This window comes from Streptomyces rimosus, from assembly GCF_008704655.1.
GTDB classification, from domain to species: domain Bacteria; phylum Actinomycetota; class Actinomycetes; order Streptomycetales; family Streptomycetaceae; genus Streptomyces; species Streptomyces rimosus.
On the sequence record NZ_CP023688.1, the window covers coordinates 417,377 to 442,635 of the forward strand.

Genomic DNA, 25,259 nt, shown 5'->3' on the forward strand with positions numbered 1-25,259 from the left:
CAGATGTGCGTGCGGTGTTACGCCCGGGCCAGGGCCGGGTGTCCGAGGATCACCTCGGCAGCGGCCGCACGGCCGCCCGCCGCACGCTGCAGGGCGCCGAGCCGCTCCGCGTTCTCGCGGAAGGAGGGGGTTTCGAGCACTCGGGTCAGCTTGTCGACGACGTCGTCGACATCGAGGTCCCGGGGCCGGTCGAGGGTCAGGCTGATGCCGAAATCCCGGCCGCGTACGGCCTGGTCGTAGCAGTCCACCCACAGCGGCCGTACCACGAGCGGCTTGCCGAAATACACGCCTTCGTTGTAGCCGTTGCCGCCGGCGTGGGTGAAGAACAGCTTCACGTTCGGATGCGCGAGGACATCGAGCTGCGAAGGGACCCAGTTCTCGATACGGAGATTGTCCGGCAGGGATTCCTTCGGCGGCAGCAGGTGCTGCTGTCCCGAGGGCAGTTTCCACAGCACCTGGTGCCGCCCCTGGAGCCGGCGGGCCACCTCGACCATGGAATGGACCTGTTCCCGGGTGAGCCGGGTGATGGTTCCGAATCCCGCGTAGACGACCGAGGGCTGTTCGTCCAGCCACCGCGAGAGCTCGTCCTCCTGCTCCGCCTCCGGCAGGGGCGGCACCATCGTGCCGACCATCCGGAACTTCTCCGGAATGTCGAAGGGATAGTCCAGCTCGGCGATGGAATTGCACAGCACCAGATCGGCGTGGTCGATCCGCGCCATCGGGCTCATCTGCCCGAGCCCGTGCGCCTTGCGCCGCCGGTTGTCCTCGGCCAGTACCTTGCTCATCGTGGGGTTGCAGAACATCGCGAGGGTCCGCAGTTTGAAGAGCATGTTGCGCACCCGCTGCGGGAGATTCATCGGATAGGGCAGCCCCGTGTGCGGTACGGGGAAGTCCTTCGGGGTGTAGCCCTTGGCGAAGGGGGTGAACGCCGTCAGCACATTGCTCGGGGTGAACGGCACGCTGAGCACGTACGGGATCTTCCGCGCCATGGCCAGCTCCACGCCGTACGAACTGATGCAGTCGACGACGATCAGCGCCGGCCGGATCTCGTCGACGACGGCCGCGAGCTTCTGGAACTTCTCCTCCTGCGCGCGGGGCACGTACGAGTGCCGGATCACCGCGCGGTGCGCCTTGAACCGCGACGACTGGGTGACTTCCCGGTACACCTCGTCGCCCCAGGTCACGGCCGACAGTTCGGGGACCACCTCGCCCAGTGAGGCGAATTCCACCGGAGACCCCACCGAAATCTTCTTCACGTCCTCGCGCCGCGGCTCGTCGGTGGCGAACCAGAGATCCGGCACGTCTTGGCGGGAGAGTTCCTCGGCCAGGACGAGCAGCGGATTGGCCAGCCCGGCCTCCGGAAGACTGACGAAGAGGATCGGCCGTCGGGCGGATTCCATGGATTCCCTTTCGCGCTGATGAACAGGGTTCGGCGAGCACACCCCGTGCGGATCGACCGGCCGCACCGTCCATTGATCTCACGCCGTGCACCGGAAAATCCTTAGAGCCTGTGCGGTGATGTGCGGGGCGGCGGTGAGGTGTCCGGGCAGCAGCGAACCGGCCCTCCGCGTGAGAGGAGGGCCGGGATCGCGGACGCGCGCGCCGGGGCGAGCCGTCACCGGGGCACGGTTACGCGGCCTTGACGTCCTCCGCGATGATCCGCTCGATGTTGCGCTCGGCGAGGGCCGTGATGGTCACGAAGGGGTTGACGCCGATGGAGCCCGGCACGAGCGCGCCGTCCATGACGTAGAGGTTCTGATAGCCGGCGACGCGGCCGTAGAGGTCGGTGGCCTTGCCCAGGACGCAGCCGCCGAGCGGGTGGTAGCTGAAGTCGTCGGAGAAGTTCTTCAGCTGCGAACCGAACAGGTCGTAGCGGTACATCGTCGTGTTGGCCTTGTTGATCCGGTCGAACAGCGACTTCGCGGCGTTGACCGCGGGGGTGTTCTGGTCCCGGGTCCAGCGCAGTTTGGCCCGGTCGGTGGCCTTGTCGTAGACGAAGGTGCCGCGCTCGGGGTTCTTGGTGATCGCCAGGTAGAGGCTGACCCAGGTCTCCAGGCCGGCCGGCATCGGCGCGATCTCCGCGAAGACCGGGGCTGCCGGGTTGTCCCAGTCGTCGATGCCCAGGGCGGGGATCGAGGACTGGTGGGCCCCGGTGGGGTTCCAGACGTGGTTGGCGCGGCCGGTCATGATGTTGCCGTTGGGGCCCCAGCCCGCGCCGACCTCGGCGTTCAGCTCGGGCAGCGTGCCGGTGTCGCGGGCGCGCACCAGCAGTTCGGTGGAGCCGAGGCTGCCCGCGCCGAGGAACAGGTGGCGGCAGCCGATCTCCTTCTGCGCGATGGTCTTGCCGTCGGCGTCGCTCTGCACCACGGACAGCACATAGCTGCCGTCCGGCTGCCGCCGGATCGCCTTGACCTGGTGCAGCGTCTCGATGGTGACCTTGCCGGTGCCCAGCGCGGCGGCCAGATAGGTCTTGTCCAGGCTCTGCTTGCCGTGGTTGTTGCCGTAGATCACCTCGCCGGCCAGCGCCGACTTGGGCGCCGTGCCGTCCGCCTCGCGCCGCATGTGGTCGAAGTCGTAGACGTTGGGGACGAAGGTGGTGCTCAGGCCCGCCTTGCCCGCCTGCTCGCGCGAGACCCGCGCGTACTTGTACCACTCCGTGTCCTCGAACCACCCCTTGTCGATGTGGTTCACCTTGAGCATGGAGTTGGCGCGCGGGAAGTACCGGTCGTACATCTGGGCGGCGTCCACCCGTGGGAGGACCTCTTCGAAGTACGAGCGCTTCGGTACGACGGCCATGCCGCCGTTGACCAGCGAGCCGCCGCCGACGCCCCGTCCCACGTACACCGACATCTCGTCGAAGTGCACCTTGTCGAGGACGCCCGCGTACGGGTCGATGTTGCGGTTGATGACATCCAGCCACAGGAACGAGCCCAGCGGGGCTTCGGTGCGCGACTTGAACCAGCTGGACCTGCGGTCGGGCTTGAGCATTCCGCAGAAGATGTTGCCGTCGTCGGCCGGCTTGTTCCACAGCTGGCCCATTTCGAGCATGAGCGTCGGAATTCCCGCCTCGCCGAGCCGCAGCGCGGAGACCGCCGCACCGTAACCGGTGCCGATCACCACCGCCGGTACGAACGCGCCGTCACCGGCCCGCGGGCTTCCCTGCCCGGCGGCCGCGGCGCGCGGGGCGACGGAAATCGTGGTCATTCCGGCGACGGCGGCGCCGCCGAGGGCGGCCAGTCCGAGCAGACGGCGCCGTGACAGGTGCTGGTTCTCGATCACGCTGGTAGTACCCAACCTTCGCCACAGGATTTTTCCCCGCAGGGCTGTTCCGCGGCGTCGCCACCAAGAAGAATGCGGGCCTGGTCCACCGGCCCCGGGCCGCCGCGCGCCCCCATCCTGATCACAAAAGACTAAGGGAAATGTTAAAGGTACGGTGTGCGCGGTCGCCTTTTGGCCCCCGCTCGGCCCGCCGCGCCCGCTCTAGTAATTCCGTGCTGTTTCCGGCCGTACGGTCCCGGCTATGAACTCACCATCCACGGCGGCCGTGCAGACCGCCCGCCGCATCGCCGTGTCGTTCGTCGCCACCGTTTCGGCCGTGGGGGTCACCGCGTCCTTCGCCTCGGCCGAGCCCGTCGCCGCGCCGCACACCGAAGCGGGACGGCACGCGGCGCAGGCGCCGCGTGCCACGCGCGGGATTCCGTTCACCCAGGCCACGGTGGCCCGACAGCAGGACGGTTCCTTCACCGTGTCCTGGAAAGCGCCCGGCGCCGGTTCCGTGACCGTCTACGCCGACGGCAAGGTCGTGGCATACGGCGGGGCCGAGGCCACCATCACCGTACGCCGGCTGCCCGCGGCCGACCGTCAGTGGTTCCGCCTCGTGCCGGACGAGGGCGACCCGCTCACCCTCGCCGACCGCTCGCTGCACCTGGAGGGCGCCGCCAACTTCCGTGACGTGGGCGGCTACCGAACCGCCGACGGCCGGTGGGTGAAGATGGGCGTGCTGTACCGCGCCGACGCCCTGCACAAGCTCACCGACGCCGACCTGGCCAAGCTGCGGCGCCTGGGCATCCGTACGGACTTCGACCTGCGCACGCCGGGCGAGCGGGCCAAGGCCCCGGACCGGGTACCGGCGGGCGCACGCTATGTCGTCGCCAATGTCATCGGCGAGGAGAACTCCGCCGAACTGCCCCCCACGGCGGAGGCGTCCGAGCGGCTGATGGCCGAATCCTACCGGCAGTTCGTCGTCAGGCCCTCGGCCGCCAAGGCTTACCGTTCGCTGTTCCGCATGGCCGCCGAGCCCGGCTCGTACCCGCTGCTCTATCACTGCTCCAGCGGCAAGGACCGCACGGGCTGGGCGACGGCCGTCCTCCTCACGGCCCTCGGCGTGGACCGCGAGACGGTCATGCGCGACTACCTGGCCAGCAACGACTATCTCGCCGCAAGCAACGCCGCCGAACTGGCCAAGCAGCCGCCCGAGATCGCCGCCCGCCTCAAGCCGGTCCTGGAGACCAGGGCCCCGTACCTGAACGCCGCCTTCGACGAGGTCGAGGCGCGCTTCGGCACCTTCGGCGCCTATCTGCGGGAGGGGCTGGGGCTGAACGCGCAGGAGCTGGAGCGGCTGCGGGCGGCGCTGCTCACCGACTGACCGGCTGACCGGCAAGGCAGCCGTCGGCCGGCCCACCGGCCCGCAGGAAAAGAAACGCCCCCTCCCCGACGGACATCGGGGAGGGGGCGTTTCTTTCGGCTCGTCCCGTCAGTTCAGGCCGAGTTCGTTGTCGAGGAGGTCGAAGACCTCCTCGTCGGAGGCGGACTCGAAGTCGAAGTCCTCGTCGGCCGGGGAGCCGTCGCGCCCGGCCGCCGGGGCCGTGTCCCGCAGGGCCTGCCACTTCGCCCGGAGGACTTCCAGGCGGCCGGCTATCTGCTCGTGCACCTCCTCGGTGATGACGAGTTCACCGAAGCCCTTCTCCAGCCTTTCGAGTTCGCCCAGGAGCGCTTCCGGGCCGAAGGACGGCTCGGGTGCGATGCGGGCCTGGAGGTGGTCGACGAGTTCCGCCGGCGTCGGGTAGTCGAACAGCAGCGTCGCCGGCAGGCGGATTCCCGTGAGGGCACTCAGCCGGTTGCGGAGTTCGACCGCGGTGAGGGAGTCGAAACCGAGGTCCAGGAAGGCACGGTCCTCATCGATCTCCGTGGCCCCGCCGTGTCCCAGAACGGCCGCGACCTGGCCGCGTACGGCATCGAGGACGACCTCGCGTCCTTCCGCCGCCGACAGGCCGGTCAGCCGCTGGGCGAAGGCGGCCGCGGCGTCGCCGTCGGTCGCGGCCGCCGCCGTACGCCGGCCCGAGGTCCTGATCAGGCCGCGCAGCAGCGGGACCACCTCGCCCTGCCGGCGCAGGGCCGCCAGGTCGAGGCGAGCGGGCACGGTCGCGGGCTCCCCACTGGCGAGGGCCGCGTCGAACAGCGCCACGCCTTCCTCGGCCGACAGCGGCGGCATGCCCGAGCGGGCCATGCGCTGGACGTCGGCGTCGGTGAGGGTGCCGGTCATGCCGCTGTCCTGGGACCACGGGCCCCACGCGAGCGACGTGGCCGGAAGGCCCTGCGTCCGGCGGTGGTGAGCGAGAGCGTCCAAGAAGGCGTTACCGGCCGCGTAGTTGGCCTGACCCGCGCTGCCGAAAGTGCCGGCCACGGAGGAGAACACCACGAACGCGTCCAGAACCAGATCCTTGGTCGCCTCGTGCAGGTTCCAGGCCGCATCGACCTTCGGGCGCAGTACGGACGCGAGCCGCTCGGGGGTCAGCGACTCCACCACGCCGTCGTCCAGGACACCGGCCGTATGCACCACAGCGGTCGGCTTGTGACGCGTAACGAGGTCGGCGACGGCCGCCGCGTCGGTTACGTCGCATGCCTCGCCCACCGCCTCGGCGCCGTGGTCCCGCAGCTCGGCCACCAACTCCTCGGCGCCCTCGGCAGCCGGACCCCTGCGGCTGACCAGCAGCAGACTCCGTACCCCGTGCTCCGCCACCAGGTGCCGGGCGACGATGCGGCCGAGACCCCCCGTACCACCGGTGATCAACACCGTGCCGGAGGTGTCCCAGCCCAGGGGCTGCTGGGCCTCCGTACGGGCCAGGCGCGCCGCCAGCACCTCGCCGCCGCGTATCAGCAGTTGCGGCTCGTCGGATGCCAATACCTGCGGTATCAGCGCTGCATCGGCGTCGTCTTCCACGTCCACCAGGCCGAAGCGGCCCGGGTGCTCCGACTGCGCCGACCGCACCAGGCCCCACACCGCCGCACCTGCGAGATCCTCACCCGACACCGCGCCCCGCGTCACGAACACCAGACGCGAAGCCGCGAACCGCTCATCCGCCAGCCACGCCTGGATCACACCCAGCGCCTCGGCCGCCACGGCGTGAACGGACTCCACCGTCCCGGCACCCCCGGCCATCGGCGGGACGAGCACGGTGTCGTGGTCGCCTGCCTCCGCGAGGTCGTCGAGATCCGTGCGGGGCTGGAGCGCGAGGCCGTCGAGGATGCCTTCGGTGTCCTTGCCGAGCAGGGCGAGGGAGTCCGCGCGCTCGCCCGTGAGGGCTACGCCGGTCCAGTCGACCTTGAAGAGGGCGTCACGGTCGCCGGTCCGGAGCTGCCCGGTGGTGATCGGGCGCACGGTCAGGGACCGTACCGAGACCACCGGGGCGCCGGCCGTGTCCGCGACGGCGATCGAGCTGCCGTCCTCGGTGGGACGGATGCGTACCCGCACCCGGGAAGCGCCGGTGGCGTGGAGCGTCACTCCGTTCCACGAGAAGGGGACGGCTCCTTCGTCCGCTCCCCCGGCGCTCACCAGGGACGCGTGCAGCGCGGCGTCGAAGAGGGCGGGGTGCAGACCGTAGGCGTCGCCGTCGGTGCCCTCGGGGAGCGCCACCTCCGCGTAGATGTCCTCGCCCGCCCGCCAGACCGCGCGCAGGCCCTGGAACACCGGGCCGTACTCGAATCCGGCGTCCGCGAACCGCTCGTAGCAGCCCGCCACATCAAGCGGCTCGGCGCCCTGCGGGGGCCACACGGTGGCATCGAACGGCACCGTGTCGGCGGGGGCCGGGGCCAGGGCGCCACTGGCGTGCAGCGTCCACGGGCCCTCCCCTTCACGCGAGTGCACCGACACCGAGCGGCGACCTTCGTCGTCGGGTTCGCCGACCCCTACCTGTACCTGGACCGCGCCGCCCGCGGCAGGCAGCACCAGGGGCGCGGCGAGTGTCAGCTCCTCCACCGCACCGCAGTCCACCTCGTCGGCCGCCCGCAGCACCAGTTCGAGCAGCGCCGTACCGGGGACCAGGACGGACCCCAGCACCACGTGATCCGCCAGCCACGGATGCGACGACACCGACAGCCGCCCCGTGAACAGCAGGCCATCGGAACCTGCCAGTTCAACGGCCGCACCCAGCAGCGGGTGCCCCGCCGAACCCAGGCCGGCGGACCGCACATCGCCCGCACGCGCCGCCCCGCCCGAAGGCCAGAACCGCTCGTGCTGGAACGCGTATGTCGGCAGGTCCACCCACCGCGCACCCGAACCCGCGAAGACGGCCGACCAGTCGACCGGCATGCCGCAGGCGTGCAGTCGGGCCAGGGCCGTGAGCAGTGCCGATGCCTCGGGCCGGTCCTTGCGCAGGACGGGGGCCAGGACCGAATCGTCCGTGGCGGACTCCGCGGCGAGTGCGGAGAGGGCGCCGTCGGGGCCGAGCTCCAGGAAGGCCACGACGCCCTGCGCGTGCAGCGCGCCGACCCCGTCGGCGAACCGTACGGCCTCGCGGACGTGGCCGACCCAGTACTGCGCGGAGCACAGCTGTTCCGCGGCGGCGGGTTCGCCGGTGACGTTGGAGATCACGGGGATGCGTGGCTCTCCGTACGTCATGCCGTCGGCGACGGCCCGGAATTCCTCCAGCATCGGTTCCATGAGGGGCGAGTGGAAGGCGTGCGAGACCCGGAGGCGGGTGGTTTTGCGACCGTCTGCCTCGAAGTGCTGCGCGATTGCGAGTACGGCGTCCTCGGCGCCCGAGACCACGACCGACGACGGGCCGTTGATCGCGGCAATCGACACCTCTTCCGTCAGATGCGGAAGAATCTCCTCCTCAGTAGCGCGGATCGCCACCATCGCCCCGCCGGCGGGCAGCGCCTGCATGAGGCGACCACGGGCCGCCACCAGCGCACAGGCATCGCCCAGCGAGAACACCCCGGCGACATGCGCGGCGGCGATCTCGCCGACGGAGTGCCCGAGCAACTGATCCGGCCGTACGCCCCACGACTCCAGCAGGCGGAACAGGGCCACCTCGATGGCGAACAGGGAAGCCTGGGTGTACGCGGTCTGGTTCAGCAGTTCCGCGTCCTCGCCCCAGACGACCTCCCGCAGGGGGCGGTCCAGGTGCTCGTCCAAGGCGGCGCACACCGCGTCGAACGCCTCCGTGAAGGCCGGGTAGCGGTCGTACAACTCCTGGCCCATGCCCAGGCGTTGCGAGCCCTGGCCCGAGAACAGGAACGCCAGCTTGCCCGAGCGGGCCCGGTCCTGTGCGACGACGGCCGCTTCACCGCGGCCCTCGGCCAGGGCGGACAGCGAGCTCAGCAGCTCCTCCCGGTCCGCGGCCAGGACCACCGCGCGGTGCTGGAACGCCGAGCGGCCGGTCGCGAGCGAGTAGGCGACGTCCGTGACCCGCGGGCCCGGCTCGCCGTCCAGACGGGACAGCAGCCGTGCCGCCTGGGCGCGCAACGCCGGCTCGCTCCGGCCGGACAGGAGTACCGGCACCGGCGCATCGGAGTCGGCCGTCCGGTTTTCGGCATCATCCGGTCCGGCGTCGCCCGGTTCGGTGTCGGACGTGACCGGTTCGGGCTGCTCCAGGATCACGTGTGCGTTCGTCCCGCTGATCCCGAAGGAGGAGACGCCCGCGCGGCGCGGCCCGTCACCCTGCGGCCACTCGGCCTCGGAGGTCAGCAGCTCGACAGCGCCCGCGCTCCAGTCGACGTGCGTCGAGGGCTCATCGACGTGCAGCGTCCGGGGAAGGACGCCGTGGCGCATGGCCATCACCATCTTCACCACGCCGGCGACGCCCGCGGCCGCCTGCGAGTGGCCGATGTTGGACTTCACCGAGCCCAGCAACAGCGGCCGGTCCTCCGGTCGCTCCTGGCCGTACGTGGCCATGAGTGCCTGGGCCTCGATCGGGTCGCCGAGCGTGGTGCCGGTGCCGTGCGCCTCCACCGCGTCGACATCGGCGGCGGACAGGCCCGCGCTGGCCAGCGCCTGCCGGATGACGCGCTGCTGCGACGGGCCGTTGGGCGCCGTCAGACCGTTCGACGCGCCGTCCTGGTTCACGGCGGAACCGCGGACGACGGCCAGCACCTGGTGCCCGTTGCGGCGCGCGTCCGACAGACGCTCCAGCACCAGGAATCCGGCGCCTTCGGCCCAGCCGACGCCGTCAGCCGCCTCGGCGAACGCCTTGCAGCGGCCGTCCGGGGAGAGCCCGCCCTGGCGGGTGAACTCCACGAAGGTCAGCGGCGTCGACATCACCGTCACACCGCCCGCGAGCGCGAGCGAGCACTCCCCCTGGCGCAGCGACTGCGCCGCCAGGTGCAGGGCCACCAGTGACGACGAGCACGCCGTGTCGACCGTGACCGCCGGGCCCTCGAAGCCGAAGGTGTACGACACCCGGCCCGAGGCGACGCTGCCCGCGCTGCCGCTGCCCTGGTAGCCCTCGAACTCGCGCCCGGCGAGCAGCGACGCATAGTCGTGGTACATCACGCCCGCGAAGACGCCCGTACGGCTGCCGCGCAGGGTGGCCGGGTCCATGCCGGCGCGCTCCAGCGCCTCCCAGGTGGTCTCCAGCAGCAGCCGCTGCTGGGCGTCGGTGGTCAGGGCCTCCCGGGGGCTCATGCCGAAGAACTCGGGGTCGAAGTTTGCCGCGTCGTGGAGGAAGCCGCCGGAGCGGGTGGCGATGGCGCCCTCGCGGTCGGGGTCGTAGGTGTCGTCGATCTCCCAGCCGCGGTCGGTGGGGAAGCCGGAGACCGCGTCCACCCCTTCGGAGACCAGGTGCCACAGGTCCTCGGGCGAGGCGACGCCACCGGGGAAGCGGCAGCTCATGCCGACGATCACGACCGGGTCGTCCGTCAGGGACGGGAGGGCGGACACCGGGAGCGGCGTCTCGGTCTCCGCGCCGAACAGCTCGTCGAGGAGGTGGCTCGCCAGGGCGTCGGCCGTCGGGTAGTCGAACACGGTCGTCGCCGGGAGCCGCAGGCCGGTGGCCTTGCCCAGCAGGTTGCGGAGTTCGATCGCGGTCAGCGAGTCGAATCCGAGGTCCTGGAAGGCCCGGTCAGGGGCGACCGTCTCCGGGCTCGCGTGGCCGAGGACCGTGGCGATCTGCGTACGGACGACATCGAGCAGCGCCTCGCGCCGCTCCGCCGTGGACAGCCCGGCCAGGCGCTGCGCGATGCCGGAGGCCGCGACGGCGCCGGTACGGCGGGTCCTCGTACGGATCAGGGAGCGCAGCAGCGGGGGCACCTCGCCCTGCTCGCGTAGGACCGCAAGGTCCAGGCGGACGGGGAGCGCCAGGGGCTCCGCACTGCTGAGGGCGGCGTCGAAGAGGGCCACGCCCTCCTCGGCCGACAGCGGGGGCATGCCCTGGCGGGCGATGCGCTGGACGTCGGCGTCGGTGAGGGTGCCGGTCATGCCGCTGTCCTGGGCCCAGGGGCCCCATGCCAGGGACGTGGCCGGGAGGCCCGCTGCACGACGGTGGTGGGCCAGCGCGTCCAGGAAGGAGTTACCGGCCGCGTAGTTCGCCTGGCCCGCGCTGCCGAAAGTGCCGGCCACGGAGGAGAAGACGACGAAGGCGCTCAGGTCGAGGGTCTTGGTCGCCTCGTGCAGGTTCCAGGCCGCGTCCACCTTCGGGCGCAGTACGGCTGCGAGCCGCTCGGGAGTCAGCGACTCCACCACGCCGTCGTCCAGGACACCGGCCGTATGCACCACAGCGGCGGGCACATGACGCGCCACCAAGTCGGATACGGCGGCCGCGTCGGTCACGTCGCACGCCTCCACGACGGCCTCGGCGCCTTGGTCCCGCAGCTCGGCCACCAACTCCTCTACGCCCTCGGCAGCCGGACCCCTGCGGCTGACCAGCAGCAGACTCCGTACCCCGTGCTCCGCCACCAGGTGCCGGGCGACAACCCGGCCCAGGCCACCCGTACCGCCAGTGATCAACACCGTGCCGGACGGATCCCACGTCATCGCCTGCTGCGCCTGCGACCGGACCAGCCGCGCCGCCAGCACCTGACCGCCGCGTATCAGCAGGTCGGGTTCGTCGGTCGCCAGCGCCTGCGGCAGCACCGTCGTATCGGCGTCGCCCTCCAGGTCCACCAGGCCGAAGCGGCCCGGGTTCTCCGACTGCGCCGACCGGACCAGCCCGCGTACGGCGGCGCCCGCCAGCTCCGCGCCGGTGACCGCCCCGCGGGTGACGAACACCAGACGCGAGGTGGCGAACCGGTCGTCGGCCAGCCACGACTGGACCATTTCCAGCGCCCAGGCGGTCGCCGCGTGGACGGATTCCACCGTGGTGGCGGTGTCGGCGGGCGGCGCGACCAGGACGGTTTTGGGCACGTCCGCGCCGGTCAGGGCCTCCAGGTCCGCGTAGGTGCGCAGCGGCTCGCCCTCCGGGCCGGTGCCGGGCTCGACCCGCTCGTCCGTGAGCGGGACGGGGGCCCATTCGACCGTGAAGAGGGCGTCGCGGTCGGCGGTCCGCAGTTGCTCGGCCGAGACCGGACGTATCACCAACGAGTCCACGGAGGCGACCGGTGCTCCGGAGGTGTCCGCGATCGCGACCGACAGCGTGCCGGACGCGCCGCGGATACGGACGCGGAGGTGGGAGGCGCCGGTGGCGTGCAGGGTCACTCCGGTCCACGAGAACGGGACGGCGCCCGCTTCGCCGCCGCCCAGCGCTGCCGCGTGCAGCGCGGCGTCGAAGAGGGCGGGGTGCAGACCGTAGGCGTCGCCGTCGGTGCCCTCGGGGAGCGCCACCTCGGCGTAGATGTCCTCGCCCGTCTTCCAGGCTGCCCGCAGGCCCTGGAAGGCCGGGCCGTACGTGAGCCCGGCGTCGGCGAGCGCGTCGTAGCAGCCCGCCACCTCCAGCGGCTCCGCGCCCTTCGGAGGCCATACGGCAGCGTCGAAGGAGGCCGTTGCGGCTCCGGTGGTGACCGCGCCCTCGGCGTGCAGCGTCCAGGGAGCCTCGCCCTCGCGCGAGTGCACCGACACCGGTCGGCGCCCGTCGTCGTCGGGCTCACCGACCCAGACCTGCACCTGGACCGCGCCGCCCGAGGCAGGCAGCACCAGGGGCGCGGCCAGGGTCAGTTCCTCCAGCAGGCCGCAGCCGACCTCGTCGGCCGCTCGCAGTACCAGTTCGACCAGCGCCGTACCGGGAACCAGGACGGAGCCCAGCACCACATGATCCGCCAGCCACGGATGCGACGAGACCGACAGCCGACCGGTGAACAGCAGCCCACCGGAGCCCGCCAGCTCCACCGCCGCACCCAGCAGCGGGTGCCCCGCCGAACCCAGGCCGGCGGACCGCACATCGCCCGCACGCGCCGCCCCGCCCGAAGGCCAGAACCGCTCGTGCTGGAACGCGTACGTCGGCAGATCCACCCACCGCGCACCCGAACCGGCGAACAGCACCGCCCAGTTCACGCTCGCGCCCCGGACGTACAGCTGCGCCAAGGCGCCCAGCAGCGTCGTCTCCTCGGGGCGGTCCTTGCGCAGGACGGGGGCGAGTACGGCCTCGTCCGACGCCGTCTCGCGGGCCATCGCCGTCAGCACACTGTCCGGGCCGAGTTCCAGGAACCGCGTGGCCCCTGCCGTCCGCAGCGCCCCGATTCCGTCGGCGAAGCGCACGGCCTCGCGGACGTGCCGGACCCAGTAGTCGGCGTCGGCGAGCTGGTCGGGCTCGGTGAGTTCGCCCGTCAGGTTGGACACGACGGGGATCGCCGGCGTGCCGAACGACAGCCGTGCCACGACCGAGCGGAAGTCCTCCAGCATCGGTTCCATGAGCGGCGAGTGGAAAGCGTGCGAGACCCGGAGGCGGGTGGCCTTACGGCCCTCGCCCTCGAAGTGCCGCGCGATCGCGAGTACGGCTTCCTCGGCGCCCGAGACCACGACCGACGACGGGCCGTTGATCGCCGCGATCGACACGCCTTCCGTCAGCTGCGGAAGGACCTCGGCCTCCGTCGCGCGGATCGCCACCATCGCCCCGCCGGCGGGCAGCGCCTGCATCAGCCGGCCGCGCGCCGCCACCAGCGCACAAGCATCGCCCAGCGAGAACACCCCGGCGACATGCGCCGCCGCGATCTCACCGATCGAATGCCCCGCCACGAAGTCAGCGTGGACGCCCCACGATTCCGCCAGCCGGTACAGCGCCACCTCGATGGCGAACAGCCCGGCCTGCGCGTAGGCCGTCTGGTTCAGCAGTTCCGCGTCCTCGCCCCAGACGACCTCCCGCAGGGGGTGCTCCAGGTGCTCGTCCAGAGCCGCGCACACCGCGTCGAAGGCTTCCGCGAACACCGGGTAGCGGCTGTGCAGTTCCCGGCCCATGCCCAGACGCTGCGAGCCCTGGCCCGAGAACAGGAAGGCCGTCTTCCCCGCACCGGCCGGGCCTTCCGCCAGGCCGGGGTCGGTCTCGCCCGCCGCGAGCGCGGACAGGGCCCGCACCAGTGCGTCGCGGTCCTGGCCCCACACCACGGCACGCCGCGCGAACGTCGACCGTCCGGTCACCAGCGAGTGGCCGATGTCCCGGGCGGACAGCGTGTCGTTGCCGGTGACCAGGGGCAGCAGGCGTGCTGCCTGGCCGCGCAGCGCGGCCTCGTTCCTGCCGGACAGCACCCACGCCGTCGCGCCGGGCTCGGTCGCCGGGACGTCCGTTCCGGTGTCGGCCGCGACCGGCTCGGGCTGTTCGAGGATGACGTGGGCGTTGGTCCCGCTGATGCCGAAGGAGGAGACGCCCGCGCGGCGCGGCCCGTCGCCCTGCGGCCACTGGGCCTCGGAGGTCAGCAGTTCCACGGCGCCCGCGCTCCACTCGACGTGCGTCGAGGGCTCGTCGACGTGCAGCGTCCGCGGGAGCACGCCGTGGTGCATGGCCTGCACCATCTTGATCACGCCGGCGACGCCCGCGGCCGCCTGCGAGTGGCCGATGTTGGACTTCACCGACCCCAGCAGCAGCGGCCGGTCCTCGGGCCGCTCCTGGCCGTACGTGGCCAGCAGCGCCTGCGCCTCGATCGGGTCGCCCAGCGCCGTCCCCGTACCGTGGCCCTCGACCGCGTCCACATCCGCCCCGGACAGGCCCGCGCTGGCCAGCGCCTGCCGGATGACACGCTGCTGCGACGGGCCGTTGGGCGCCGTCAGACCGTTCGACGCGCCGTCCTGGTTCACCGCGGAACCCCGTACCACCGCGAGCACCCGGTGCCCGTTGCGGCGCGCGTCCGACAGGCGCTCCAGTACCAGCATGCCGACGCCCTCGCCCCAGCCGACGCCGTCGGCCGCCTCGGCGAACGCCTTGCAACGGCCGTCCGCCGACAGGCCGCGCTGCCGCGAGAAGTCCACGAACGTCGTCGGTGTCGACATCACCGTCACACCGCCCGCCATGGCCAGCGAGCACTCACCGGACCGCAGCGCCTGCGCGGCCAGGTGCAGGGCGACCAGCGACGACGAGCACGCCGTGTCGACCGTGACCGCCGGGCCCTCGAAGCCGAAGGTGTACGAGACGCGGCCGGAAGCGATGCTGGCGGCGCTGCCGTTGCCCCGGTAGCCCTCGTACTGGTCGCCGACCATGATTTCGCTGTAGTCGGTGTACATCACGCCCGCGAAGACGCCCGTACGGCTGCCCCGGAGCGTGGCCGGGTCGATGCCCGCCCGCTCGATGGCCTCCCAGGTCGTCTCCAGCAGCAGCCGCTGCTGGGCGTCCGTCGCCAGGGCCTCCCGGGGGCTCATCCCGAAGAACTCGGGGTCGAAGTCGCCCGCCTCGTGCAGGAACCCACCGGAGCGGGTGTACGAGGTGCCGAGCGCTTCGGGGTCGGGGTTGTAGAGCGCGTCCACGTCCCAGCCGCGGTCGGCGGGGAAGTCCGAGACGGCGTCCACGCCGTCCGACACCAGCCGCCACAGGTCCTCGGGCGAGGTGACGCCGCCCGGGTAGCGGCAGCTCATCCCGACGATCACCACCGGGTCGTCGGCCGTGGCGGCCGGCATCCGCGCCGGCAGTGCCTCGTCCGCGGCCGTCTGCGCGCTGAACAGCTCGTCCAGCAGGAAGTCGACGAGCGTACCGGCCGTGGGGTAGTCGAAGACGGTGGTCGCCGACAGGCGCATGCCCGTCGCCTTGTTGAGCCGGTTGCGCAGCTCGACGCCGGTCAGGGAGTCGAAGCCGAGCTCCTGGAAGGCCCGGTCGGGATCGACCGTCTCCGGGCTCGCGTGGCCGAGGACCGTCGCGATCTGCGTACGGACGACATCGAGCAGCGCCTCGCGCCGCTCCGCCGTCGACAGCCCGGACAGGCGCTCCACCAGCCCGGCGACCGCGGCCGAGCCGGCGACCACCGAGCGCCGCGCACGGGTCCTGATCAGGCCGCGCAGCAGCGCGGGCACCTCGCCCTGCTCGCGCAGGGTCGCCAGGTCCAGGCGGACGGGGAGTGCCATGGCCTCGGGGCCGCCGACGGCGGCGTCGAAGAGGGCAACGCCCTCCTCGGCCGACAGCGGCGGCATGCCCTGACGGGCGATGCGCTGGACGTCGGCGTCGGTGAGGGTGCCGGTCATACCGCTGTCCTGGGACCACGGGCCCCATGCGAGCGACGTGGCCGGGAGGCCCTGAGCCCGGCGGTGGTGGGCCAGCGCGTCCAGGAAGGTGTTACCGGCCGCGTAGTTGCCCTGGCCCGCGCTGCCGATCGTTCCGGCCACGGAGGAGAAGACGACGAACGCGTCCAGGGCCAGGTCCTTGGTCGCCTCGTGCAGGTTCCAGGCCGCGTCCACCTTCGGGCGCAGTACGGACGCCAGCCGCTCGGGGGTCAGCGACTCCACCACGCCGTCGTCCAGGACACCGGCCGTATGCACCACCGAGGTGGGAACGTGCCGCGTGATCAGGTCGGTTACGGCGGCCGCGTCGGTGACATCGCACGCCTCGACCACCGCCTCGGCGCCGTGGCCCCGCAGCTCGGCCACCAGCTCCTCTACGCCCTCGGCAGCCGGACCCCTGCGGCTGACCAGCAGCAGACTCCGTACTCCATGCTCGGCGACCAAGTGCCGGGCGACAATGCGGCCCAGACCACCCGTACCACCGGTGATCAGAACCGTGCCGGACGGATCCCACGTCATCGCCTGCTGCGCCTGCGACCGCGCCAGCCGCGCCGCCAGTACCTCACCGCCGCGTACGAGCAGCTGCGGCTCATCCGTCGCCAGTGCTCGCGGCACCAGCGCCACATCGGCGTCGTCCGCCAGATCCATCAGGCCGAAGCGGCCCGGGTTCTCCGACTGCGCCGACCGCACCAGACCCCACACCGCCGCACCCGCGAGATCCGCACCCGACACCGCGCCCCGCGTCACGAACACCAGACGCGAAGCCGCGAACCGCTCATCCGCCAACCACGCCTGGATCACACCCAGCGCCTCGGCCGCCACAGCGTGAACGGACTCCACCGTCCCCGCGGCCCCGGCCGTCGGCACCATCAGCACCGCACCCGGTACACCGCCCGCCGCCAAGGACTCCAGGTCCGCGTACTGCTCGAACGACGAGTCCGCGAGGGAACCGAGCACCGCGACGGTCTCCCCGGCCCCGGCCGAGGGAAGCCGTACGGGGTTCCACTGGAGCCGGAACAGCGCGTCGCGGCCCACCGTGTTGGTGCCGCTCTCCCACTGGTCCGCGGAGACCGCCCGCACGACGAGCGCGCCGATGGAGGCGACGGGCCCGCCCGCGGTGTCGGCGACGTCCACGGAGACCGTGTCGGCGTCGTGCCGGGTGATCCGCACCCGTACCGCCGCGGCGCCGGAGGCGTGCAGCGAGACGCCCTCCCAGGAGAAGGGCACGACCTGCCCGTGCGTTCCGTCGACGTTGACGATGTGCAGGGCCGCGTCGAACAGCGCCGGGTGCAGGCCGTAACCGGGCGCGTCGCCCTCGGCCTCCTCGGGCAGGGCGACCTCGGCGAAGACCTCGTCGCCCCGGCGCCACGCGGCGCGCAGGCCCTGGAAGTGCGGGCCGTAGTCGAATCCGCGGGCGGCCAGGCCCGGGTAGAGGCCGGTCAGGTCGACGGGCTCGGCGTCGGCGGGCGGCCAGGACGCGGCGAAGTCGATGTCGGTCGCGGGCGGCTGCGGGCCGGTGGAGAGTGTACCGGTGGCGTGCTGCACCCACGGGTGGTCGCCGTCGCCCTCCGCCCTGGAGCGCGCGCTGAACGTGCGGCGGCCCGTCTCGTCGGCGGGGCCCACGCGCAGTTGGAGGTGCACGCCGCCGTGTTCGGGCAGGACGAGCGGGGTGGCCAGGGTCAGTTCGTCCACGCGGTCGCAGCCCGCCTCGTCGGCGGCGCGGATCGCGAGTTCGACGAATGCCGTGCCCGGCAGCAGCACCGCGCCCATGACGGCGTGTCCGGCCAGCCAGGGGTGGGAGGCGAGCGACAGGCGCGTGGTGAACAGCAGGCCGTCGCCGTCGGGCAGTTCCAGGGCGGCGCTGAGCAGGGGGTGTCCGGCCGCCGCGAGACCGGCGGCGCCGAGGTCCCCGGTACGGGCCGGGTCGGGGGTCGGCCAGAACCGCTGGTGCTGGAAGGCGTACGTCGGCAGGTCGACGGCGTGCGCGTCCCGGCCGGAGAGGAACGCGGACCAGTCGATGCCGGCGCCGTGTACGTGCAGTTCCGTCAGCGCCGCCAGGAGCGTCGTCTCCTCGGCGCGGTCCTTGCGCAGGACGGGGACGAGAACGGCCTCCTCGGAAGTGCTGCCGTCGGCGGCGCCGTCCGGCAGCGACTCGCGTGCCATCGCCGACAGCGTGCCGTCGGGCCCCAGCTCCAGGAAGCGCGTCACGCCCTGCGCGCGCAGGGCGCGGACGCCGTCGGCGAACCGTACCGCCGCGCGGACGTGGGTCACCCAGTATTCGGGGGTGCGCAGCTGGTCGGGGGTGGCGAGTTCGCCGGTGACGTTCGATACGACGGCCAGTTCCGGTTCGCCGTAGGAAAGGCCCTCGGCGACGGCCCGGAATTCCTCCAGCATCGGGTCCATGAGCGGCGAGTGGAAGGCGTGCGAGACCCGGAGGCGGGTGGTTTTGCGGCCCTCCTCCTCGAAGTGCCGCGCGATCGCGAGTACGGCTTCCTCGGCGCCCGAGATCACAACCGACGACGGGCCGTTGATCGCCGCGATCGACACCTCTTGCGTCAGCTGCGGAAGGACCTCCTCCTCCGTGGCGCGGATCGCCACCATCGCCCCGCCGGCGGGCAGCGCCTGCATGAGACGGCCGCGGGCCGCCACCAGCGCACAGGCGTCGGGCAGCGAGAACACCCCGGCGACATGCGCGGCGGCGATCTCGCCGACGGAGTGCCCGGCCACGTACTGCGGCCGTACGCCCCAGGTCTCCACGAGCCGGAAGAGGGCCACCTCGATGGCGAACAGCGCGGCCTGCGCGTAGGCCGTCTGGTTCAGCAGCTCGGCGTCCTCGCCCCAGACGACCTCTCGCAAGGGGCGGTCCAGGTGCTCGTCCAGGGCGGCGCACACGGCGTCGAACGTCTCCGTGAAGGCCGGGTAGCGGTCGTACAACTCCCGTCCCATGCCCAGGCGTTGTGAGCCCTGGCCCGAGAAGAGGACGGCGTCCGGGCCGGTCCGGGCGGTGCCGGTGGCCACGGCGGGGTCGGGCTCGCCCGCGGCCAGTGCGGCCAGGGCGCGCAGTGCGGCGCCGTGGTCGTCGGCGCGGACGGCCGCGCGGTGGGGGAAGGCCGTGCGGTGCGTCATCAGCGTGCACGCGGTGTCCGTGAGCCGGGGCGCGGGCTCGCGGCCGAGGTGGGCGTGCAGGCGGGCCGCCTGGGCGCGCAGGGCGCTCTCGGTCTTGGCGGAGAGCAGCAGCGGTGCCGGCCCGTCGGGAGCGGTGCCGGGCGCTTCGGATTCCGTGGCCGAGGGCAGCTCCAGGACCACGTGCGCGTTGGTGCCGCTGATGCCGAACGCGGAGACGGCGCTGCGCCGGGGGCGGCCGGTCTCGGGCCAGTCGGTGTTCTCGGCGAGCAGTTCGACGGCGCCCGCGGTCCAGTCGACGTGCCCGGTGGGCTCGTCGAGGTGGAGGGTGCGCGGCAGTACGCCGTGCCGCATCGCCAGGACCATCTTCATCACGCCCGCCACACCGGCGGCGGCCTGGGTGTGTCCGAGGTTGGACTTCACCGCGCCCAGCAGCAGCGGCTGCTCGGCCGGCCGGCCCTGGCCGTAGGTGGCGAGGAGCGCCTGGGCCTCGATCGGGTCGCCGAGCGTGGTGCCGGTGCCGTGCGCCTCCACGGCGTCGACCTCGGAGGCGTCCAGCTGGGCGTTGGCCAGAGCCTGGCGGATGACCCGCTGCTGGGACGGGCCGCTGGGGGCGCTCAGGCCGTTGGACGCGCCGTCCTGGTTGACGGCGGAGCCGCGGACCACGGCCAGCACCTGGTGGCCGTTGCGGCGGGCGTCGCTGAGCCGTTCCACGAGCAGCAGGCCGACGCCCTCGCTCCAGCCGGTGCCGTCGGCGGCGGCCGCGAACGGCTTGCAGCGGCCGTCGGGGGACAGTCCCCGCTGCCGGGCGAACTCCACGAAGGAGGACGGGGTGGACATCACCGTCACACCGCCCGCGACCGCGAGGGAGCACTCGCCCTGGCGCAGCGCCTGGGCCGCCATGTGGAGGGCCACCAGCGAGGAGGAGCACGCGGTGTCCACCGTGACGGCCGGTCCTTCGAAGCCGAAGGTGTAGGAGACGCGGCCGGAGACGACGCTCATCGCGTTACCGGTGATCCGGTGGCCGCCGGAGTCGTCCTGGGCCGCGTCCAGGACCGTGCCGTAGTCCTGGGTGTTGGTGCCGGCGAAGACGCCGGTGCTGCTGCCGCGCAGCGTCTCCGGGTCGATACCGGCCTGTTCCAGGACTTCCCAGGTGGTTTCCAGGAGCAGCCGCTGCTGGGGGTCCATGGTGAGGGCCTCGCGCGGCGAGATGCCGAAGAAGTCCGCGTCGAAGCCGGCCACGCCGTCCAGGAAGCCGCCGTCGCGGGTGTAGCTGGTGCCCTGGTGGTCGGGGTCGGGGTGGTAGATCCGGTCCAGGTCCCAGCCCCGGTCGGCGGGCATCCGGGTGATGGCGTCGCCGCCCTCGGCGAGCAGGCGCCACAGGGCCTCGGGCGAGTCCACCCCGCCGGGGAAGCGGCAGGCCATGCCGACGATCGCCACCGGTTCGTCGAGGGCGGCGGCCGACGCCTGGACGACCGTGGCGGGGCCGGCGGCGCCCAGGACCTCGGAGCGCAGATACGCGGCGACCGCGACGGTGGAGGGGTGGTCGTACAGCAGGGTGGCGGGCAGCCGCAGGCCGGTGGCGGCGGAGAGCCGGTTGCGCAGGTCGACCGACATCAGCGAGTCGAAGCCCTGCTCGCGGAAGGCGCGCTGGACGTCGACGGTGTCCGGCGAGGGGTGTCCGAGGACCTTCGCGGCTTCTTCCCTGACCGTGGTGACGAGGGCCTGTTCCTGCTCGGCGGGCGGCAGGGCGGCGATCCGGTCGCGCAGGGGGGAGCGTTCCCGGCGCGGGCCGTCCGCGGGGCCGAGCGCGCGGCGGGCCTCGGGCAGGTCGCCGATGAGGGGGCTGGGGCGGACGGCGGTCAGGGCCGGGGCGTACGCGCTCCAGTCGATGTCGGCCACGGTCACGTGCGTCATGTCCTGGGCGAGGGCCTGGCGCAGGGCGGCGAGTGCGGGGGCCGCGGCCATGGGCAGCAGTCCGTCGCGGCTCAGCCGGTCGGCCGCGTCGCTGTCGGTGGCCATGCCCTCGCCCGCCCAGGGGCCCCAGGACACGGAGGTGGCCGGGAGGCCCTGTTGGCGGCGGTGTGCGGCAAGGGCGTCCAGGTGGGCGTTGGCGGCGGCGTAGCCGGCCTGTCCGGCGTTGCCCAGGACGCCGACGATCGAGGAGAACAGGACGAAGAGGTCCAGGTCCATGCCCTGGGTGAGGTCGTGCAGGTGCTGTGCGGCGCGCGCCTTGGGGCGCAGTACGGTCTCGAAGCGCTCGGGGGTGAGCGCGGCCAGTACACCGTCGTCCAGGACGCCCGCGGCGTGCACGACGCCGGTCAGCGGCAGCTCCGGCGGGATGTCCGCGAGGACGGCCGCCAGCGCTTCGCGGTCGGCGGCGTCGCAGGCGGCGAGGGTGACCTTGACGCCCCGGTCGGTGAGCGCGGCGGCGAGTTCCTGGGCGCCGGGGGCCTGCGGGCCGCGGCGGCCGGTGAGCACGAGGTGTTCGGCCCCGGCGTCGGCCAGCCAGTGGGCGAGGTGGCCGCCGAGGGCGCCGGTGCCGCCGGTGACCAGGACGGTGCCGTGGATGCTCCACCGGGCGCCGGTGTCGCCGCCTGGGGCGATCCTTTCCAGGCGGCGGGCGAAGGTCCCGGCCGGGCGGATCGCGACCTGGTCCTCTTCCGAGGCGAGGGCGTCCAGCAGCGCGGAGACGGCGCGCCGGTCCAGGTTCTCGGGGAGGTCGACGAGGCCGCCCCAGCTCTGCGGCGCTTCCAGGGCGGCCACCCGGCCCAGGCCCCAGATCTGAGCCTGTACGGGGCTGTCGAGCGCGTCGTGCCGGTCGACGGCGACGGCGCCGCGGGTCGCGCACCACAGCGGCGCCTGGACGCCCGCGCTCTCCAGGGCGTGCAGCAGTGTGGTGGTGGCGGCCAGGCCGCGGGGCACGGAGGGCAGGTCCGGGTGGGGCCGCTCGTCCAGGGCCAGGAGGGAGAGCACGCCGTCGAGCGGGGTGTCGGGCCAGGCGATGGGCGCGTCGGGGTCGTGGTCGGCGGGCAGTTCGCGTACGTCGGTGTGCAGGCCCAGGTCGTGCAGCGCGTCCAGGAGGCGGGCGGTCCACGGGTCGTCGGTGCCGCCTTCGGGCAGGACGACGAGCCAGTGGCCGGTGGCGGCGGGGCCGCCGGAGGCGGTGCGCGGGGTCCAGTGGACGCGGTAGCTGAAACGGTCCGCGGCGGCCTGCGTCCTGCGCTGCCGGTGCCAGGAGGAGAGGGTGGGCAGGAGGCTGCCGAGGGAGTCCGCCTCGCTGCCGTCGATGGCCAGGACGGCCGAGAGTTCCTGGAGGTCCTCGCGTTCGACGGCCGCCCAGAAGCCGGCCTCGCCCGCTTCGGCGGCGGCCGTCTGCTCCTCGTCGCGGCCGGCCGGGTCCAGCCAGTACCACTGGCGCTGGAAGGCGTACGTGGGCAGGTCGACGTGCGAGGTGCCGGGCGCGCCCAAGCAGGCGGTCCAGTCGACACGCTCGCCGTGCGCGAAGGCGGTGGCGACGGCCTCGGTGAGGGCGTGCGCCTCGGGGCGTCCGGTGCGCAGCAGCGGGACGAGCACGGGCGCTTCGAGGGTGGTCAGGCTGTCCTGGACCATGGGCGTCAGGACGCCGCCGGGGCCGATCTCCACGTACGTGGTGACGCCTTCGGCTTCGAGGGTGCGGACCGCGGCGCAGAAGCGCACCGCTTCGCGGACCTGCCGTACCCAGTAGTCGGGCGAGCGCAGGTCCTCCTCGGCGGCGAGCGCGCCGGTCACCGTGGACACGACGGGGATACGGGGCGCGTGGAAGGTCAGGCCGCGCGCGACGCGCCGGAATTCCTCCAGCATGCCGTCCATGTGCGGGGAGTGGAAGGCGTGGCTGACCCGCAGCCGCTTGGTGCGGCGGCCCTGCGCCGCCCAGTGCTCCGCGATCTCGGCCACGGCCTGCTCGTCGCCCGAAATGACGGTGGAGTCGGGCCCGTTGGCGGCTGCCAGGGCCACGTTCTCGCGGTCCGCGAGGTGGCCTCGTATCTCCTCCTCGGTGGCCTGGATCGCCACCATCGCGCCGCCTTCGGGCAGCGCCTGCATCAGGGTGCCGCGCGCGGCGACCAGCCGTGCGGCGTCCTGGAGGGTCAGTACGCCGCTGACGTGGGCGGCGGTCAGCTCGCCGATGGAGTGTCCGGCGACGAACCGGGGCGCCATGCCCCAGGATTCGACCAGCCGGAACAGGGCGGTCTCCAGGGCGAACAGGGCGGTCTGCGTGTAGGCGGTGCGGTCCAGCAGGGCGGCCTCGTCACTGCCTTCCCCGGCGAAGACGATGTCGCGCAGCGGCCGGTCCAGGTGCGGGTCGAGTTCCGCGCACACCGCGTCGAAGGCCGCGGCGAACACGGGGTACGCCGCGTACAGCTCGCGTCCCATGCCGGCGCGCTGCGAGCCCTGTCCGGCGAAGAGGAACGCGGTGGGGGCGTTGACGGCGACGCCGCCGGCCAGGCCGGTGGCGGTACGGCCGGCGGCCAGCGCGTCCAGGCCGCTGAGCAGCGCTTCCCGGTCGTCCGCGACGACGACCGCGCGGTGCTCCATGAGCGTACGGCTGCTCGCGAGGGCGCGTGCGACCGCGGCCGGTTCCAGGTCGGCCCGGTCCCGCAGGTGGCGGCCGAGCCGTTCGGCCTGGGCGCGCAGGGCCTCTTCGGTGCGGGCGGACAGGACCAGGGGCAGCGCGCCCGGCCGGGCGGCCGGTTCGGGGGCCGGTGTGGCGTCCTGGGCGGGTGCCTGCTCCAGGATGACGTGGGCGTTGGTGCCGCTGATGCCGAACGAGGAGACGGCGGCGCGGCGGGGCCGGTCGGCGCTCGGCCAGGGCTCGGGCTCCGCGAGGAGTCTGGCGTTGCCCTCGCTCCAGTCGACGTGCCCGGTGGGCTCGTCCAGGTGCAGGGTCCTGGGCAGCTGCCCGTGCCGCATCGCCAGGACCATCTTCATCACGCCCGCGATACCGGCGGCGGCCTGGGTGTGCCCGATGTTGGACTTCATGGCGCCGATCAGCACGGGCCGGTCGGCGGGGCGCTGCTGTCCGTACGTGGCCAGCAGCGCGTGCGCCTCCACGGGGTCGCCGAGGGTGGTGCCGGTGCCGTGCGCCTCCACGGCGTCGATGTCCGCGGCGGCCAGCCCGGCTCCGGTGAGCGCCTGACGGATGACGCGTTGCTGCGAGGGGCCGTTGGGGGCGGTCAGGCCGTTGGACGCGCCGTCCTGGTTGACGGCCGAGCCCTTCAGTACGGCGAGTACGGGATGGCCGTTGCGTACCGCGTCCGACAGCCGCTCGACGCACAGCATGCCGACGCCCTCGCTCCAGCCGGTGCCGTCGGCGGCGGCCGCAAACGGCTTGCAGCGGCCGTCGGGCGCCAGGCCGCGCTGGCGGGAGAACTCCACGAAGATCTTCGGCGTGGACATCACGGTCGCGCCGCCCACCAGGGCCATGGAGCACTCGCCGCGCCGCAGCGCATGCGCGGCCAGGTGCAGGGCGACCAGCGACGAGGAGCAGGCCGTGTCCACGGTCAGCGCGGGGCCCTCCAGGCCCAGCACGTAGGAGATCCGGCCGGAGGCGATGCTGATGTGGTTGCCGGTCAGCAGGTGCCCGCCGACCTCGTCGGCGCGCCGGCCGCCCTCGGTGTCGTACTCCCCGTGGCCGGTGCCGACGAACACGCCGGTGCTGCTGCCCGCGAGGGATTCCGGGTCGATGCCGGCGCGTTCGACGGCTTCCCACGCGGTCTCCAGCAGCAGCCGCTGCTGGGGGTCCATGGCCAGCGCCTCGCGCGGGGAGATCCCGAAGAAGCCGGGGTCGAACTCGCCCGCCTCGTGCAGGAACCCGCCCTCACGGGCGTAGGTGGTGCCCTGGTGGGACGGCTCGGGGTGGTAGAGCGTGTCCAGGTCCCAGCCGCGGTTGCGGGGGAAGGAGGAGATCGCGTCGACGCCGTCCCGCAGCAGGTCCCAGAGGTCTTCCGGGGACCGGACGCCGCCGGGGAAGCGGCAGGCCATCGAGACGATCGCGATGGGCTCGCGCTGCTTCGCCTCGGTCTCGTCCAACTGCTGACGGGTCTCGTGGAGGTCCGCGATCGCGCGCTTGAGGTACTCGCGCAGCTTCTCCTCGTTCGACATCAGGACGCCAATCTTTCGGTGGGATGCCGGCCCGGGGACCCGACACGCACGTTTGACCGTTGCCCCGCCATCTTCGCCGCGGTGGACTGCGGGTTTCCCTAGATGCGTGCGCGGATACGCCCCGGCGGGCGGCCGGATGGCCGCCCGCCGG

4 protein-coding genes and 1 pseudogene are annotated in these 25,259 nt (G+C 72.9%); 1 reads left to right on the forward strand and 4 read right to left on the reverse strand.

From position 1 onward, the window contains the following. Positions 1 to 17: 17 nt before the first annotated feature. Together CP984_RS01725 and CP984_RS01730 are read right to left on the reverse strand one after the other, a co-directional pair. Complete coding sequence (locus CP984_RS01725; protein ID WP_003985476.1) at positions 18 to 1,400, reverse strand: glycosyltransferase; 1,383 nt, start codon at positions 1,398 to 1,400, stop codon at positions 18 to 20. 229 nt (positions 1,401 to 1,629) lie between these two features. Beyond that, positions 1,630 to 3,279: a GMC oxidoreductase gene (locus CP984_RS01730; protein WP_003985477.1), complete on the reverse strand. Its 1,650-nt coding sequence runs from the start codon at positions 3,277 to 3,279 to the stop codon at positions 1,630 to 1,632. Positions 3,280 to 3,520: 241 nt separating this feature from the next. Here CP984_RS01730 and CP984_RS01735 point away from each other — a divergent pair, with 241 nt between their 5' ends. Next, complete coding sequence (locus CP984_RS01735; RefSeq protein WP_043976681.1) at positions 3,521 to 4,645, forward strand: tyrosine-protein phosphatase; 1,125 nt, start codon at positions 3,521 to 3,523, stop codon at positions 4,643 to 4,645. A gap of 108 nt (positions 4,646 to 4,753) precedes the next feature. On the opposite strand, the gene CP984_RS01740 is transcribed toward CP984_RS01735, so the two are convergent. Next, positions 4,754 to 25,036 (reverse strand): type I polyketide synthase, encoded by a 20,283-nt coding sequence (locus CP984_RS01740; protein WP_455569390.1) that lies wholly within the window; start codon positions 25,034 to 25,036, stop codon positions 4,754 to 4,756. Beyond that, a pseudogene (locus CP984_RS43095) lies at positions 25,031 to 25,108 on the reverse strand (polyketide synthase docking domain-containing protein); the annotation flags it as partial. The pseudogene CP984_RS43095 and the gene CP984_RS01740, both read right to left, overlap by 6 nt. Between the last annotated feature and the right edge of the window lie 151 nt (positions 25,109 to 25,259).

What these genes read in the sequence shown, in the direction of transcription:
- CP984_RS01735 (WP_043976681.1), top strand. Translation starts at nt 3,521, where the DNA reads ATGAACTCACCATCCACGGCGGCCGTGCAGACCGCCCGCCGCATCGCC.
- CP984_RS01725 (WP_003985476.1), bottom strand. Translation starts at nt 1,400, where the DNA reads ATGGAATCCGCCCGACGGCCGATCCTCTTCGTCAGTCTTCCGGAGGCC.